This window comes from Methylobacterium sp. E-005, from assembly GCF_022829725.1.
Lineage (GTDB): Bacteria > Pseudomonadota > Alphaproteobacteria > Rhizobiales > Beijerinckiaceae > Methylobacterium.
On record NZ_JAKSYG010000256.1, the window covers coordinates 381,996 to 396,474 of the forward strand.

A 14,479-nucleotide genomic window follows, 5' to 3' on the forward strand; every position below is an offset into this window, starting at 1 on the left:
TGCCTTACTCCAGTGTCCCAACGGCCAACCCACACCATCTCAGCGCGATGATGGGGGCTGCGCGGAACGGCCCGTTGGGACTTGGTGTTCCACGCCCGTTTAGTTCAGACTCGTTCTAAGTCCTTCTTGCCTCACTGGAATCGTTCCGGAACATAGCCGTTGCGTCACCTCGGCGGTCGCGATTAGGTCGCGCCATGGATTCACGGAGACGCGAGGTGGCGCCATGAGTGCGGATGGAGTGAAGGCCCGTCCAGGCTCCGTGCGCGCGTATCGGTTGGCGGTGACCGCCCGAGTGCTTCTCGCGGGCGTGGGTGGGTATCTGATCGCCGCCCTGGCGAGCGCGCTCCTGGCCCTGATGCTGCCAGGGGGCCGGGCCGAGGCCGTATCGGCTGCCCTCATCGCGAGCTTCGCCATCATGGCGGCCGCGGTGATCTGGGTTTTCGCCGCTGGGACGGTCGGCCGTGCCGCTTTGGGCCTCGGGCTCGCCGCAGCGTTGTTGATCGCCGCCTTGTGGCTCGTAGGCGCCTTCCAGGCGGGAGGGGTCGCGTGAGCCGGCCAAAAAGCGTCCGCCAGTCGATGGCGTGGCTGCACACGTGGTCCGGCCTCGTCGTTGGTTGGCTGTTGTTCGCGATCTTCGTCACCGGCACCGCCAGCTATTATCGGACTGCGATCTCGCATTGGATGCGGCCGGAACTATCGGACACGGTGTCGGATCCCGTCGCCGCGGCAAGCCGAGCGGGGACGTTCCTCCAGAAGACGATGCCCGCCGCCGCAGGTTGGTCCATCCGGCTGCCGACCGCTGAAAACCCGACCGTCGAGGTCTATTGGTGGCCGAACTTCGGCGGCCCGTTCCATCATGCCCTGCTCGATCCGGCCACCGGCGAGCGCTCGACGGTGCGGGACACACGCGGCGGCGATTTCCTCTACCGATTCCACTTCGAGCTGAACATGCCGCCGATCTGGGGCCGGTGGATCGTTTCCGCCTGCGCGATGGTCCTGCTGATCGCGCTCCTCTCGGGAATCGTGATTCATCGGCGGATCTTCGCCGACTTCTTCACCTTCCGGCGAGATCGCTCGGCGCAGCGCGGCTGGCTCGACGCCCACAACGTGATGGGCGTCCTGGCGCTGCCGTTCCACCTGATGATCGTCTATACGGGCCTCGTGACCCTGTCCTCGATGCTGATGCCCTGGGCGGTGAAGACGGGCTACCGCGGCGATATTCAACGCTACTACGCGGAGGCCGGCCTCATGATCGCGGGTCGCCCGGTGGCGGGCCGGCCGGGCACGGGGCTGCCGCTCGGCGAAATCGTGTCGCGCGCCATCGCGACGACCGGCGAGATGCCCGAACTCGTGACGGTCGCGAATCCCGCCGATGCGGCCGCGACCGTGACCGCTTATTTCGAGGAGCCGCCGGGCCTCGCCCATCTGCATCCCCAGATCGCCTATGATGCGGCGACCGGCGCAGAGCTTGGTCGGGTGGGCGAGGCCGGCGCGGCCACGCGGACCGGTGCCGTGATGGTCGGCCTGCATGAAGCGCATTTTGCGGCTGCGCCGCTGCGGTTCCTGTTCTTCCTCTGCGGCCTCATGGGGGCTGCCACGGTGGCGACGGGTCTCGTGCTCTGGACCGTCGCCCGGGCTCCGAAGAATGTCGCGCCGGAGGGCTTTGGCCTGCGTCTCGTCCGCATCCTCAATCTCGGCACCATCGCCGGACTGCCTGCGGGCCTCGCCGCCTACTTCCTGGCCAATCGCCTGCTCCCCGTCGCGCTTGACGTCCGGGCGGAGTGGGAGGTCGGCGCATTCTTCGCGGTCTGGGTGCTGGCTGCCCTGGCATCCGCGCTCTATCCGCGAACGCGGGCTTGGTCTTTCGCGCTGGCCGTGCCGGCCTCGGCGTTCTTGGCCATCCCGGTGATCGACGCCATCACCATCGGCGAATCCCGGTTCATCGGCTTCGATGTTGCCATGGCGCTCCTGGGTCTGCTGCTGCTCCTCGCGGCGCGGCTTGCAAGCCGGCGGGCATGGGCGCGACGCCCGATTCAGGAGCACCTGCACATGACGGCCGAAGCGTGACCGCGCCCGCCATGATCCTGAGCCTTCTGCTCGCCTTCGCGGGCTTCTCCGCCTTCGCCCTGAGCCAGGATCGGCACCACCGTGCGGTGGTCCGCATTCCAGTTTCCCGATCCCGGATCAGGGGACTGCGAAACGCCGGCTGGGCGGGACTCGGGCTGTCCTTCTTGGCTGCGATGGCTTCCGCCGGGTGCAGCTTCGGTCCGGTCCAGTGGGTCGGCTCGCTGACGGGGGCAGCACTCGCCGTGGTCGGCGTGATCGCCTTTCGGCCCACATCGCTCCGGATCATTGCCCTGGCGGCGCTTCCGCTCGCCGCCCTGATCGCCCCGCTGGCGCTGGCGTCATGACTGACCGATCGCACCACCCATGGATCTTCGATCAATCGGTCGTGCGGCGTACGGATCGCGCAGTGTTCACGCGATAGTGCATCGACACAGCGCGGGAACTTCGACGTTTTCAACTCGACCGATCGCGAACATCATTGTGCTCTCGCGGTCATGACCGGAACAGCGTAGGATCCCCACGCTCGCGCACTGGCCAAAAGTCCATCTTGATTCCACAAGCCAAAAGCCATTGGCTGTGATCATAGCGGATCGGGATGCGGCTCGACGAAACGGCCGCCCGACCACCAGCTAACGCCTAAGAGCCGCGGTTCGCGAGGCCGGGGCCAATGGAGGGAACAGAGCGATGAACAAGCCGGAATTCCTCGGCGACTCGAAGGTCAAGTCGCCCTTCTCGGCCCGCTACGAGAATTTCATCGGCGGCCAGTGGGTCGCCCCCGTGGCCGGCCGCTACTTCGAGAACACGTCGCCGATCACCGGCAAGGTGGTGTGCGAGGTGGCCCGTTCGGACGCGCAGGACGTCGAGAAGGCGCTCGACGCCGCCCATGCCGCCAAGGAGGCCTGGGGCCGCACCGCGCCGGCCGAGCGCGCCCGGATCCTCCTCAAGATGGCTGACCGGATGGAGGAAAACCTCGATCTGATCGCGCTGGCCGAGACCTGGGACAACGGCAAGCCGATTCGCGAGACGATGAACGCCGACATCCCGCTGGCGATCGATCATTTCCGCTACTTCGCGGGCTGCGTGCGGGCGCAGGAGGGCTCGATCTCCGAGATCGACCACGACACGGTCGCCTATCACTTCCACGAGCCGCTGGGCGTCGTCGGCCAGATCATCCCGTGGAACTTCCCGATCCTGATGGCCGTGTGGAAGCTCGCCCCGGCGCTCGCCGCCGGCAATTGCGTGGTGCTCAAGCCCGCGGAGCAGACTCCGGCCTCCGTGCTGGTGCTGATGGAAATCATCGGCGACCTGCTGCCCCCGGGCGTGCTCAACATCGTCAACGGCTTCGGCCTCGAAGCCGGCAAGCCGCTCGCCTCCTCGCCGCGGATCGCCAAGATCGCCTTCACGGGTGAGACGACCACGGGCCGCCTCATCATGCAGTACGCGTCGCAGAATCTGATCCCGGTGACGCTGGAGCTCGGCGGCAAGTCGCCGAACATCTTCTTCGCCGATGTGGCCAACGAGGACGACGACTTCTTCGACAAGGCGCTCGAGGGCTTCACGATGTTCGCCCTGAACCAGGGTGAGGTCTGCACCTGCCCGAGCCGGGCGCTGGTCCACGAGTCGATCTACGATCGGTTCATGGAGCGCGCGGTGAAGCGCGTCGAGGCGATCACCCAGGGCTCGCCGCTGGATCCCGCCACGATGATCGGCGCCCAGGCCTCGGGCGAGCAGATGGAGAAGATCCTCTCCTACATCGACATCGGCCGGCAGGAGGGCGCGCAGTTGCTCACCGGCGGTGAGCGCAACGTGAAGGACGGCGAGTTCGCCGAGGGCTTCTACGTGAAGCCGACGGTGTTCCGCGGCCACAACAAGATGCGCATCTTCCAAGAGGAGATCTTCGGACCGGTCCTGTCGGTCACGACCTTCAAGGACGATGCCGAGGCGCTCTCCATCGCCAACGACACGCTCTACGGCCTCGGCGCAGGCGTCTGGACCCGAGACGGGACCCGCGCCTATCGCTTCGGTCGGGCGATCCAGGCCGGCCGCGTCTGGACGAACTGCTACCACGCCTATCCGGCCCACGCGGCCTTCGGCGGCTACAAGCAGTCCGGCATCGGCCGCGAGACACACAAGATGATGCTCGATCACTACCAGCAGACCAAGAACATGCTGGTCAGCTACTCGGCCAAGAAGCTCGGGTTCTTCTGAGCTTCTGCCCGGGTTAACCCCCCGAGACGACTTAGCCCCGGCCTTACGGCCGGGGCTTTTTCAGAGCCCGCGTTCAGGGCTTCAGGCAGGATGCGGCGATCGCCGCCGATTTCCGGTCGTGCAGGCTGATGGTGCGGTCCGCCACCGGACGGCGAACCTCCTCGCCCTGGTTGGCCTCGGCCTTCTCGAGTTCCCACAGCCGCGCCGTCACAGCGCTCTCCGCGTAGCAGGCGCAGAACGATGCCCGGTCGGCGATCACGGCGTCGGGCGGCGCGATCCAATCCGGGTGATTGAGGCACGTGCGCAGTTCCGCCTCCCGCGCGGGGGCGTTGACATCCTCACGCGCCAGGGCGGCGCCATTCGCCAGGGCAGCGAGAAGGAAGGCGACCAGCAGGCGGATCAATAGACACCGTACCCGAAGCCCTCGTAGGGCACGTTGGCGATGGAGCCGGGCGGCATCGGACCGGCATCGGCGCTCACGCTCGGCACGTCGTCGGGTGGGCCGTCCCAGCCGACGACGCCCATCGGATTATCGGGGGTGACGTTCGGGTTTCCGGCCACGTGCCAGGCATGCTGGAGGAACAGCGGCTGGGTCCTGGGCTGGACCCGCAGGGTCAGGGGATCCGCGCTGGCCGGGCCCGCCGCGATGGCGACGATGAGCGTGTGACAGGAAACGGCGCTTCGTAGGATCATGGTCTCGATCAGCCCGCAGGGCTCTCCGTGTCGCCCGGTCGGGGCGTTCTCGGCAGGCAACGCGGCTGCGAGCGGTCCGGCACCAGCTTGACCATATCGTTGACGCAAATGTGGAAATTCGAAACCGCAGACGCATATCAACAACGACACCCGGGAGGACGGCATGAGCCTGGACGCGAGGATTGAGGCCACGACCGCCGAGCAGGTCGGCGCCGACGGTACCCCCCTGCGCGTCACCGCGACGCCGAAGGCGCTGGCGCTGATCGAGGAGCTGCGCTCCGAGTACGGCCCGGTCATGTTCCATCAATCGGGCGGCTGCTGCGACGGCTCCTCGCCGATGTGCTATTCGGTGGGCGACTTCCTCGTCGGCGACGGTGATGTACATCTGGGCCAGATCGCCGGGGCGGACTTCTTCATCAGCCGCTCACAATTCGCGGTCTGGAAGCACACGCACCTGATTCTCGACGTCGTTCCCGGGCGCGGCGGCATGTTTTCACTGGAGAACGGCCGCGAGAAGCGCTTCCATATCCGCTCGCGGCTCTTCTCGGACGCCGAGAATCGGGCCTTGGAAGGCGCCTGCAAGCTCTGAGGGAAATCACGCCATGGCGACCGTGACGCTCTGGGGCGATGCCGACGCGGAGGCCGATCCACGGGTACGAACGGTCTTTGCCGATATCCGGGCGACCCGCGGATCCGAGTTCATCAACAATTTCTGGCGCGGGCTTGCCAACGACCCGGCGCTCCTCGAGCGGACTTGGACCAGTCTCAAGGTCGTCATGGGACCGGGAACGCTCGATCCCCTGACCAAGGAACTGGTCTACATTGCGGTCTCGATTGCCAACGGCTGCCCCTACTGCATCCATTCGCACACGGCCGCGGCGCGCGCGAAAGGCTTGACGCCGGCGCAGCATGGGGAATTCCTGGCGGTGGTCGGCATGGCGAACCAAACGAACGCGCTGGTCAACGGCATGCAGATCCCCGTCGATGCCGCCTTCAAGGTGGGGGATGGTCCATGAGTACCGGTTCCAGCACGCCCAAGGACGGCCTTCGCGTCGTGCGCGAGAGCGCGCCGTTTCGCGGCAAACAGGGGCACCTCTATCGGCCGGCCATCTCCGCCGAGGCGGTCGGTTCGAAGGCGCTGCACATGCAGCTCCTGGAGATCCCGCCCGGGGAGCGCGCCCATGCGCACAAACATGAAGCGCATGAGACCGCGATCTACGTCCTGTCGGGGGTGTCGGGCTGTTTCTGGGGCGAGCGCCTGCAGCATCACGCGATCGCGGGGGCCGGCGAGTTCGTCTACATCGCCGCAGACGTGCCGCACCTGCCCTACAACCGGAGCCGCACCGAACCGGTCACGGCGGTGATCAGCCGGACCGACCCGAACGAGCAGGAGAGTGTCGTGCTCCTGCCGGAGTTGGAAGCCGGGGTCGATTGGTCGAAGGCCGAGGCGTAGGGCCTCAGCGCTGCTCGATCCGCTCGTTGGCAAGCCGCTCGGCGCGGGCGCGCTCCTCGGCGGAGAGTCCGGACAGGGTCTGATCCAGCCATGCGTCGGACAGGCCCTGACCCGCGGCGGCGAGGTTCCAGGCTGCGGCCTCGACCGGGTTCTTGGTCACCCCGCGCCCGACCGCGTAGAGCCGCGCGATGCGATTCTGCGCGATCGCGTTCCCCCGCGAGGCGGCGTGCAGGAAGTAGCGGGCGGCCGAACGCTCGTCCTTGGTGACGCCGTTCCCGTTGAACAGCAGGATGGCGTATTCGATCTCGCTGGCCAGATCGCCATTGTCCGCGCCGCGACGGAACAGGGACGCCGCCTTACTGGCATCCTTGGGTACGCCGCGACCCTGGAGATAGAGCACGCCAAGGTCGTGCTGTGCCGGGCCGATCTCCGCATCGGCCGCCTTGCGGAACTGCGTAGCCGCGGCCGCCTCGTCGGTTGGGTTGCCCGTTCCGATCAAGATCAATCCGAGGTTGTAGGCCGCCGTCCCAGAACCATGCGCCGTCGCCTGTTCCAGCCACCGGCGACCGGCCTTCGGATCCTTCGGCATGCCGCGGCCGTCGAGGGCCATCAGGCCGAGGGACGACATGGCGGCCGCGTCGTTCTGGGCCGCGGCCAAGCGGTACCACTCGGCGGCCTTGACGGGATCCTGCTTCACCCCGAGGCCCTGATTGTACAACTCGCCCAGCAGCGTCATCGCCGGTGCGTCCTTGGAATTGGCCTCGATGCGCTTGGTCGCCTCCCGGAAGGCCGTCACGTACTGCCCGCGCTGATACGCACCATAGGCGAGATCCGCCGGCTGGCCGCTGGCGGGCGGGACTGCACCGCGGGTGTAGTTCGGTGTGTAGGGGCTTGGCAGCTCCGGCATCGGCGACTTGCCGGACCCTGCACCCGGTGAGCCGATCGGCTGGGCCGCGCTTCTCACCGGATCACTCGGGCCCGCGGCCCAAGCCGGCAAGGCCGACAGCACGCTGACGAGGGCCAGGGCTGAAGGAATTGCCCGCTTCATCGCGCGGGCACCTGCGCAAGCGCAGCCTGCGCCTGTCCGACGGCCTCGGGATCGGTCAGCCAGAGCCCGCTTTCGAGCCCGATGAACTCCGCGCCGGTGGCCGCGAGCGCGCCGATCGCGTCGGCACGTGTCGCCACGGCGATGCAGGGCGTCTCGAAGATCTCAGCCCACCACGAGACCCGCGCCAGCACCGTCTCGGCGTCGGGCGCCGCGCCGTCCGGGTAGAGGCCGCCGAACATCAGGTAATCGACCGACGCCTCGCCGGCCTCCATGGCGGCATGCTTGGTCTCGGTGCCACCGACCCCCAGGATGCGCCCGTCCCGTAACCGGTTCCGAAGCTCCTTCAGATCGCGGGGCTTGTCGATATGGACGCCATCGGCACCGCCCCGAATCGCCACCGCGGCGAGGTCGCCGGTGAAACCCGGGCAGGCCACCACCAGCGCCGCCCCGTGCGGCTGTGCCACCGCTGCCACCTGCTTGACCTGCGCGGTCAGCCCGCGCTCGTCGGTGGCGGCGAGACGCAGGATCACGGCCGCGACATCGCCGGCATCGCAGGCGGCCCCAAGAGCCGCCACGAAAGCCTCCATGCCGGCCGCGTCGAGGCCGTGCGGCCCGAGCAGGGCGAGACGCGTATCGTTACTCATCGCGGCGGCCTGTCTGCGCTCAGCGCGCGCCGATCTTCGGATCGAGCGCACCGCTGGCGTAGCGCTTGGCCATCTCGGCCACCGAGATCGGACGGATCTTCGAGCCCTTGCCGGCCGTCCCGAATTCCTCGAAGCGCTGCTTGCAGAGCTTCGTCATCGCTTCCATGGCGGGCTTCAGGTACTTGCGCGGGTCGAATTCCGATGGGTTCTCGGTCAGCACCTTCCGGATCTGCCCGGTCATCGCCATCCGGTTGTCGGTATCGATGTTGATCTTGCGCACACCGTGCTTGATGCCGCGCTGGATCTCCTCGACCGGCACGCCCCAGGTCGGCTTCATCTGGCCGCCATACTGGTTGATGATGTCCTGGAGATCCTGCGGCACCGAGGAGGAGCCGTGCATGACGAGGTGCGTCGTCGGCAGGCGGCGATGGATCTCCTCGATCACGTTCATCGCCAGCACCTCGCCATCGGGCTGGCGGGTGAACTTGTACGCGCCGTGGCTGGTGCCCATCGCCACCGCCAGCGCATCGACCTTGGTGGCTTCCACGAACTTCACCGCCTCGTCCGGATCGGTCAGGAGCTGGTCGTGGCTCAGGGTCCCCTCGGCGCCGTGGCCGTCCTCGGCCTCGCCCTGACCGCTTTCCAGCGAGCCCAGCACGCCGAGTTCGCCCTCGACGGACACGCCGGCCCAATGCGCCATCTTGGTGACGTTCCGGGTGATCTCGACATTGTAGTTGTAGTCGGCCGGCGTCTTCCCATCGGCCTTCAGCGAGCCGTCCATCATCACCGAGGTGAAGCCGTACTGGATCGCGGTGGCGCAGGTGGCCTCGTTATTACCGTGGTCGAGGTGCATGCAGACGGGGATGTGCGGGTAGATCTCGACCAGGCCGTCGATCAGCTTGGCCAGCACGATGTCGTTGGCATAGGCGCGGGCGCCGCGGCTCGCCTGGAGGATCACCGGGGAATCGGTGGCGTCGGCGGCCGCCATGATGGCGAGCCCCTGTTCCATGTTGTTCAGGTTGAAGGCGGGCACGCCGTATTCGTGTTCGGCGGCGTGATCCAGGAGCTGTCGAAGGGTGATGCGTGCCATCGTGACTGTCTTCCCGTTTGCCGTTTGGTGGTCAGCCCGATCGCCGACGGCGATTTGAAGCTCTCAGTCAGCTTCTATAGCGCCGTCAGGCTGAGAGCTTTGCGTCAAAGTGCTAATCGTTACCGCGCAGAGCAATTGTCCAGTGAAAAAAATCAGGCGATCCTGCTCTCGAACGCTGCGACACGCTCCTCGACCTCGCCCACCCGTGCGTCGAAATCACCGGCCGTGGCCCGCATCATCACGAGCATACCGGCGGCGTTTCGCCGATCCTTCGGCAAGCCAGCCGCGAGGCTGTCGAACCGAGCTCCGGTCTCGGCGCGCAACGCTGTCGTGTCCGAGCGAAGCTGCGCAAGGCTCGCCTGAATGCCCTTCAGGATCTCGATCGTCGCGTTCTCCATGATGTCACCGATCGGCTCGGCCCCCCGGCTGTTTGATGGCCGGGAGTATAGATGGGATGGCGGACCCTGGGGAGGAGAGCGGCGCGCCGCGCTCAGCCCTTTGCTCGCAGGGCCTCGACGCCCGGCAGGGCCTTGCCCTCCAGCCATTCGAGGAAGGCGCCACCCGCGGTGGAAACGTAGGTGAAATCCTGCGCTACGCCAGCGTGGTTGAGGGCCGCGACCGTGTCACCGCCGCCCGCCACCGAGACCAGCTGCCCGGCCTTCGTCCGCGACGCCGCGTGCTTGGCGGCGGCAACCGTGGCGGCGTCGAACGGGGCCAGCTCGAACGCACCCAGCGGGCCGTTCCAGACCAGCGTCTTCGCACCATCAATGGCCCCGTTGATCTCGGCGACCGAGCGCGGCCCGGCATCGAGGATCAGGCTGGTATCCGGTACGGAATCCACCGGCACGGTCTCGTGCGGCGCCTGCGCCCTGAACTCGGTTGCCGCCACCGCGTCCACCGGCAGAATGATCCGGCAGCCGGCCTTCTCGGCGGCGGACAGGATGCGGGTGGCGGTCTCGGCGAGGTCCTTCTCGCACAGCGACTTGCCGACGGCCTTACCCTGCGCGTGCAAGAAGGTGTTGGCCATGCCGCCGCCGATCACCAGCATGTCGACCTTGGCGACGAGGTTTTCGAGGAGGTCGATCTTGGACGACACCTTGGCGCCGCCGACCAGCGCGATAACCGGGCGCTGCGGCGATTCCAGCCCCTTGGTCAGGGCGTCGAGTTCGGCCTGCATCTCGCGTCCGGCATAGGCCGGCAGGCGGTGCGCCAGACCCTCCGTGGAGGCGTGGGCGCGGTGTGCCGCCGAGAAGGCTTCGTTGACATAGACGTCGCCGTTCGCCGCGAGGGCGTCGGCGAAGGCTGCCTCGTTCTTCTCCTCGCCGGCGTGGAAGCGGGTGTTCTCCAAGAGGAGAACGTCGCCGTCCGTCAGCGCCGCCACCGCCTTCGCGGCCTCCTCGCCGATGCAGTCGGGCGCGAACGCGACCGGGCGCCCGAGCGCCTGCCCGAGCGCCGGCACCACCGGCGCCAGGGAGTCCTTCGGCTCGCGCTTGCCCTTCGGTCGCCCGAAATGCGCCAGCAGGATCACCTTCGCGCCCTGCTCGGCGACTTCGCGGATCGTCGGCGCCACGCGCGCGATGCGGGTCGCGTCGGTGACGCGCCCACTCTCCATGGGCACGTTGAGATCGACGCGCATCAGAACCCGCTTACCCTTCAGGGAGCCGGCATCGTCGAGGGTGCGGAAGGCGCTCATGCGGTCCTGTATCGGTCGGTGGATTATTGGACGGTCGTTCCGATCGCGGCCGGCTGCGGCAGGAGCCGAACGAGATTCAGCCGCTCAACCGCGACCATCAGCACGACGGTCAGAATGGCGGTGATCACGGCCGTCAGGACCAAAGCGCCGGTCCCCGGAAGCCGACGTGTCCGCTCCGAGATCCCGCGCATCTCCGCCCGCAGGGCCGCCAGATCGGACTGCCGAGCGGATTCGTTCATCCGGCTGGTGGCGTTCTCGACCTTGTCCTCGACCCGAGACAGTAGTGCCTCGGAGCGGGCATACTTGTCTTCGATCCGAGAACACTTGTCCTCGATCCGCGCAAGCTGATCGAAGAGCTGGTTGGCCGGAAGTGCGTGGGACGGGTTAGCGGCGGCCGGCTGCGGAGCCGGAAGCGGAGCGGGCGGCACGGTATTCGGTGCGGTCGACGGGGCCTGCGAAGCGTCGGTCATCCCTGGCGAGTTCCCGGTTCGTGGTGAGGCCGCCCGATCGGGCGAACGGCCGCCGTCCTGTCACGGGACGGCGGCCCTCCGCAACCCGATTCAGATGAGTTTGGCCATCGCCACGGCGGTGTCGGCCATGCGGTTCGAGAAGCCCCACTCGTTGTCGTACCAAGCCAGGATGCGCACGAAGGTGCCGTCCATGACCTTGGTCTGGTCGAGGTGGAAGGTCGACGAATGCGGGTCGTGGTTGAAGTCGATCGAGACGTTCGGCTGGTCGGTCACGCCGAGCACGCCCTTGAGCGGGCCGGAAGCGGCGGCCTTGATGGCGTCGTTGATCTCCTGGACCGAGGTCGCGCGCTTGGCCGTGAACACGAGGTCCACCGCCGAGACATTCGGGGTCGGCACGCGGATCGACGTCCCGTCGAGCTTACCCTTCAACTCCGGCAGCACGAGGCCCACGGCCTTGGCGGCGCCCGTCGTGGTCGGGATCATCGAGAGCGCCGCGGCGCGGGCCCGGTAGAGATCCTTGTGCATCTGGTCCAGCGACGGCTGGTCGTTGGTGTAGGAATGGATCGTGGTCATGAAGCCGCGCTCGATACCCACGGCCTCGTTCAGCACCTTCGCCACCGGGGCGAGGCAGTTGGTGGTGCACGAGGCGTTCGAGACAACGAGGTGCTCGGCCGTCAGCTTGTCGTGATTCACGCCGTAGACCACCGTGAGGTCGGCCCCGTCGGCGGGCGCCGAGACGAGGACACGCTTGGCGCCGGCGTCGAGATGGGCCTTGGCCTTGTCCTTCGAGGTGAAGATACCGGTGCATTCGAGCGCGATGTCGACGCCGAGATCGCGGTGCGGCAGCTCGGCCGGGTTGCGCACGGCGGTGACCTTGATGCGCTTGCCATTCACCACCAGGAACTCGCCGTCGACCGCGACCTCACCGGGGAACCGGCCATGCACGGAGTCGTAGCGGAGCAGGTGGGCGTTGGTCTCCACCGGACCGAGATCGTTGATCGCCACGACCTCGATATCGCTGCGGCCAGCTTCCGCGATCGCGCGCAGGACATTGCGGCCGATGCGTCCGAACCCGTTGATGGCAACCTTCGTCACGGCGTCACTCCTTCCTGATGCGGCCTACAACCGCGCATCACCGCGCAAGGCTTGCGGCGGATCCCGACGTCCCGACCCCATGGCGCGCAGATTTCGATCATGCGGATTTGGTCGGGCCGGCTTGAACCAGCGATGAACCGGGCTCGGAGAGTCCGGGCCTCGCGACCCGCGACCATCGGTGCGGGCCGAGGCCTTAGAACCGTCACGAGCCGGCGATCCCGGCTAGTCGCGCGCAGCCCCTTTTCGGGAGCGCGCGGCTGTCTAGCATGGCGCCCCGACCTGTCAAACGCATTGCGGTGACAAAGACCTTCGATTCATCGACCAATAAACAGGGAACGTCGCGCTTGATTTGCCGGGGTGCGCGATCCGGGCATCGGAGGTTATTTTGCGCTGGAATTCCGCCAGCATTCGACGGAAAGCTTGGCGCTCGGAACGGACGAAAGATCATGGCCGACGAGACCGAACCCAGCGTGATCGACGAGGCGCTCGCCCGTCTGGAGGCGGCGGTGAACCGCATGGATGCCGTCGTGCAGCATCGCCTGGATGTCGCCGCCCAGCCGGATGACCGCGACGCCGAACTCGCCTTGATGGACGAGGATCGCGCCCGGCTCGCCGCCGCCCTCGACGCGGCCAGCGCCCGGCTCGCGGAGGTCACCGCCACGACCGGCGAGGTCGGGCACCGTCTCGATCGTGCGATCGAGACCGTCCAGGACGTCCTCGGGCGGGCCTGATCGGGTCGTCCATCCCTCGGAGCTTTCCGGAGCCGCCCTTGCCGCAGATCAACGTGACCATCGACGGCCGCAATTACCGCATGGCCTGCGGTGAGGGCGAGGAGGCGCATCTCACCGAGCTCGCCGCGAGCCTCGACGGGCGCATCGGCGAGATGCGCAAGAGTTTCGGCGAGATCGGCGATATGCGCCTGCAGGTGATGGCGTCGCTGACGATCGCGGATGAACTGGCGGAGCTGCGCCGGCGGTTGGCCGGGCTGGAAGCGGAAGTCGCAACGCTGCGTACCGCCGCTGCGGCGGCCGAGCGGGCGCGCACGGAGGATGCAGAACGGGCCGCGGCGGGCATGGGCCGCGCGGCCGACCGGATCGGCAAGATGGCGGAGGCGCTGGGTGGAATGTCGCGGGGCTGACAGGCCGGCCTGCCCCCTGACCGTCGCGTTCCACTCGATCGAGCTGTCCCACCGTATGCATGACCGCCGGCCACAAGCGGCGCAGCAATTACGGTGACCGTGACCCTCGCATCGCCACATCTGAGCAGGCCGACCGCCCCGCTCCGAAGCAGGCGTGCGACGACCACCGGTCATCCATCGTCACCCCGTCTCCGCGATATACCGCCCCAATGCCACAGCCGCCCGCAGCATGTGCGCCCTCATGCGCCGGGCGGCCGTCTCGCCATCGCCCTCGGCGATGGCCGCCAGGATCTCGCCGTGCTCGTCATGCGAGCGGCGAATGCGATCGGCGTGGCGCAGCTGCGTCCGGCGAAAGGCGGCAAGGCGCTCACGGATCGCCAGAGCCTGCTCGGCCATGAAGCCGTTGTGGGTCGCCGTATAGAGCGCCTCGTGAAAGGCACGGTTGAAGCGGTCGTAGGCGTCGATGTCCCCGTCCCGGACTGCGTCGGCGGATTGAGCGTGGAGTTCCATCAAGTCCCCCCGCTCGAGGGGGGTCATCCGATAGGTGGCGAGACGCGCACACATCGCTTCGATCTCGGCGGTGGTCTCGAACATATCGGCGATGCGCTGCGGCGTCAGCCGCGCGACGACGACGCCCCGGCGCGGCCGAATTTCCACCAGCCCCGAGGCCGCGAGTTGCCGCAGCGCCTCCCGCACGGGCGTGCGCGAGGCCCCGTAGCGCTGCGCCAGATTCTGCTCGTCGAGGGCCGTGCCCGCCGCGATCGAGCCCGACGTGATGGCATCGGTGAGCGCATCGCGGATCCGGTCCGAAAGCAGTCCCGTGTCGATCTTTTGAAAGTCGCCGTGCATCCGCTGATCCTAAACCAATCCGCGCGCCGCG

The 14,479-nt window shown here is 67.5% G+C and carries 19 protein-coding genes; 9 read left to right on the forward strand and 10 right to left on the reverse strand.

Annotated features, from left to right (window positions below; translation table 11 throughout):
* Positions 1 to 223: 223 nt before the first annotated feature.
* The 4 genes from MKK88_RS32790 (at position 224) to adh (ending at position 4,275) form a co-directional block, all read left to right on the forward strand.
* Positions 224 to 550, forward strand: a complete 327-nt coding sequence (locus tag MKK88_RS32790) for an iron transporter (RefSeq protein ID WP_244007804.1) — start codon at positions 224 to 226, stop codon at positions 548 to 550.
* Positions 551 to 576: 26 nt separating this feature from the next.
* A complete protein-coding gene (locus tag MKK88_RS32795; RefSeq protein WP_244007980.1) occupies positions 577 to 2,067 on the forward strand; it encodes a PepSY-associated TM helix domain-containing protein in 1,491 nt (496 codons plus the stop codon).
* Entirely contained in the window at positions 2,064 to 2,411 is a 348-nt protein-coding gene (locus MKK88_RS32800) for a DUF3325 domain-containing protein (protein ID WP_244007806.1), read from the forward strand. The genes MKK88_RS32795 and MKK88_RS32800 overlap by 4 nt, the downstream gene beginning before the upstream one ends.
* 340 nt (positions 2,412 to 2,751) lie before the next feature.
* A complete protein-coding gene (gene adh / locus MKK88_RS32805; RefSeq protein ID WP_244007808.1) occupies positions 2,752 to 4,275 on the forward strand; it encodes an aldehyde dehydrogenase in 1,524 nt (507 codons plus the stop codon).
* Positions 4,276 to 4,348: 73 nt separating this feature from the next.
* Here adh and MKK88_RS32810 read toward each other — a convergent pair whose 3' ends face one another.
* Both MKK88_RS32810 and MKK88_RS32815 read right to left on the reverse strand, forming a co-directional pair.
* Positions 4,349 to 4,678, reverse strand: coding sequence for a hypothetical protein (locus MKK88_RS32810; RefSeq protein ID WP_244007810.1), 330 nt, complete (start codon positions 4,676 to 4,678; stop codon positions 4,349 to 4,351).
* Positions 4,675 to 4,968, reverse strand: coding sequence for a hypothetical protein (locus MKK88_RS32815; protein ID WP_244007812.1), 294 nt, complete (start codon positions 4,966 to 4,968; stop codon positions 4,675 to 4,677). The genes MKK88_RS32810 and MKK88_RS32815 overlap by 4 nt, the downstream gene beginning before the upstream one ends.
* 163 nt (positions 4,969 to 5,131) lie before the next feature.
* On the opposite strand from MKK88_RS32815, the gene MKK88_RS32820 reads away from it, so the two are divergent.
* Genes MKK88_RS32820 through MKK88_RS32830 form a run of 3 tightly spaced genes read left to right on the forward strand, consistent with a single transcriptional unit; the run spans position 5,132 to position 6,421 of the window.
* The gene (locus MKK88_RS32820) at positions 5,132 to 5,557 is read left to right on the forward strand and encodes a DUF779 domain-containing protein (protein ID WP_244007814.1); all 426 of its coding nucleotides are present in this window, start codon (positions 5,132 to 5,134) and stop codon (positions 5,555 to 5,557) included.
* Positions 5,558 to 5,570: 13 nt separating this feature from the next.
* Positions 5,571 to 5,984 (forward strand): carboxymuconolactone decarboxylase family protein, encoded by a 414-nt coding sequence (locus MKK88_RS32825; protein ID WP_244007816.1) that lies wholly within the window; start codon positions 5,571 to 5,573, stop codon positions 5,982 to 5,984.
* The gene (locus tag MKK88_RS32830) at positions 5,981 to 6,421 is read left to right on the forward strand and encodes a cupin domain-containing protein (RefSeq protein ID WP_244007818.1); all 441 of its coding nucleotides are present in this window, start codon (positions 5,981 to 5,983) and stop codon (positions 6,419 to 6,421) included. The genes MKK88_RS32825 and MKK88_RS32830 overlap by 4 nt, the downstream gene beginning before the upstream one ends.
* 4 nt (positions 6,422 to 6,425) lie before the next feature.
* On the opposite strand, the gene MKK88_RS32835 is transcribed toward MKK88_RS32830, so the two are convergent.
* From MKK88_RS32835 to gap, 7 genes are all read right to left on the reverse strand, one after another.
* Positions 6,426 to 7,469 carry a tetratricopeptide repeat protein gene (locus tag MKK88_RS32835; RefSeq protein WP_244007820.1) on the reverse strand — a complete coding sequence of 348 codons (1,044 nt, stop codon included), beginning with the start codon at positions 7,467 to 7,469 and terminating at the stop codon, positions 6,426 to 6,428.
* Complete coding sequence (locus MKK88_RS32840; RefSeq protein ID WP_244007822.1) at positions 7,466 to 8,113, reverse strand: thiamine phosphate synthase; 648 nt, start codon at positions 8,111 to 8,113, stop codon at positions 7,466 to 7,468. The genes MKK88_RS32835 and MKK88_RS32840 overlap by 4 nt, the downstream gene beginning before the upstream one ends.
* A gap of 19 nt (positions 8,114 to 8,132) precedes the next feature.
* Positions 8,133 to 9,203 (reverse strand): class II fructose-bisphosphate aldolase, encoded by a 1,071-nt coding sequence (fba, locus tag MKK88_RS32845; protein ID WP_244007824.1) that lies wholly within the window; start codon positions 9,201 to 9,203, stop codon positions 8,133 to 8,135.
* Between the two features lie 152 nt (positions 9,204 to 9,355).
* On the reverse strand, positions 9,356 to 9,601 hold the full coding sequence (locus MKK88_RS32850) for a hypothetical protein (protein ID WP_244007826.1): 246 nt from the start codon (positions 9,599 to 9,601) through the stop codon (positions 9,356 to 9,358).
* Between the two features lie 92 nt (positions 9,602 to 9,693).
* Complete coding sequence (locus tag MKK88_RS32855; protein ID WP_244007828.1) at positions 9,694 to 10,896, reverse strand: phosphoglycerate kinase; 1,203 nt, start codon at positions 10,894 to 10,896, stop codon at positions 9,694 to 9,696.
* A gap of 23 nt (positions 10,897 to 10,919) precedes the next feature.
* A complete protein-coding gene (locus MKK88_RS32860) occupies positions 10,920 to 11,366 on the reverse strand; it encodes a hypothetical protein (RefSeq protein WP_244007830.1) in 447 nt (148 codons plus the stop codon).
* 90 nt (positions 11,367 to 11,456) lie between these two features.
* Positions 11,457 to 12,461 (reverse strand): type I glyceraldehyde-3-phosphate dehydrogenase, encoded by a 1,005-nt coding sequence (gene gap, locus MKK88_RS32865; RefSeq protein WP_244007832.1) that lies wholly within the window; start codon positions 12,459 to 12,461, stop codon positions 11,457 to 11,459.
* A 446-nt stretch (positions 12,462 to 12,907) separates the two neighbouring features.
* Between gap and MKK88_RS32870 the strand changes: the two genes are divergently transcribed.
* Both MKK88_RS32870 and MKK88_RS32875 read left to right on the forward strand, forming a co-directional pair.
* A complete protein-coding gene (locus tag MKK88_RS32870; RefSeq protein ID WP_244007834.1) occupies positions 12,908 to 13,192 on the forward strand; it encodes a DUF4164 family protein in 285 nt (94 codons plus the stop codon).
* A 38-nt stretch (positions 13,193 to 13,230) separates the two neighbouring features.
* Positions 13,231 to 13,599: a cell division protein ZapA gene (locus tag MKK88_RS32875; protein ID WP_244007836.1), complete on the forward strand. Its 369-nt coding sequence runs from the start codon at positions 13,231 to 13,233 to the stop codon at positions 13,597 to 13,599.
* 180 nt (positions 13,600 to 13,779) lie between these two features.
* Here the strand turns inward: MKK88_RS32875 and MKK88_RS32880 are convergent, their stop codons facing one another.
* Positions 13,780 to 14,448, reverse strand: a complete 669-nt coding sequence (locus MKK88_RS32880; RefSeq protein WP_244007838.1) for a GntR family transcriptional regulator — start codon at positions 14,446 to 14,448, stop codon at positions 13,780 to 13,782.
* Between the last annotated feature and the right edge of the window lie 31 nt (positions 14,449 to 14,479).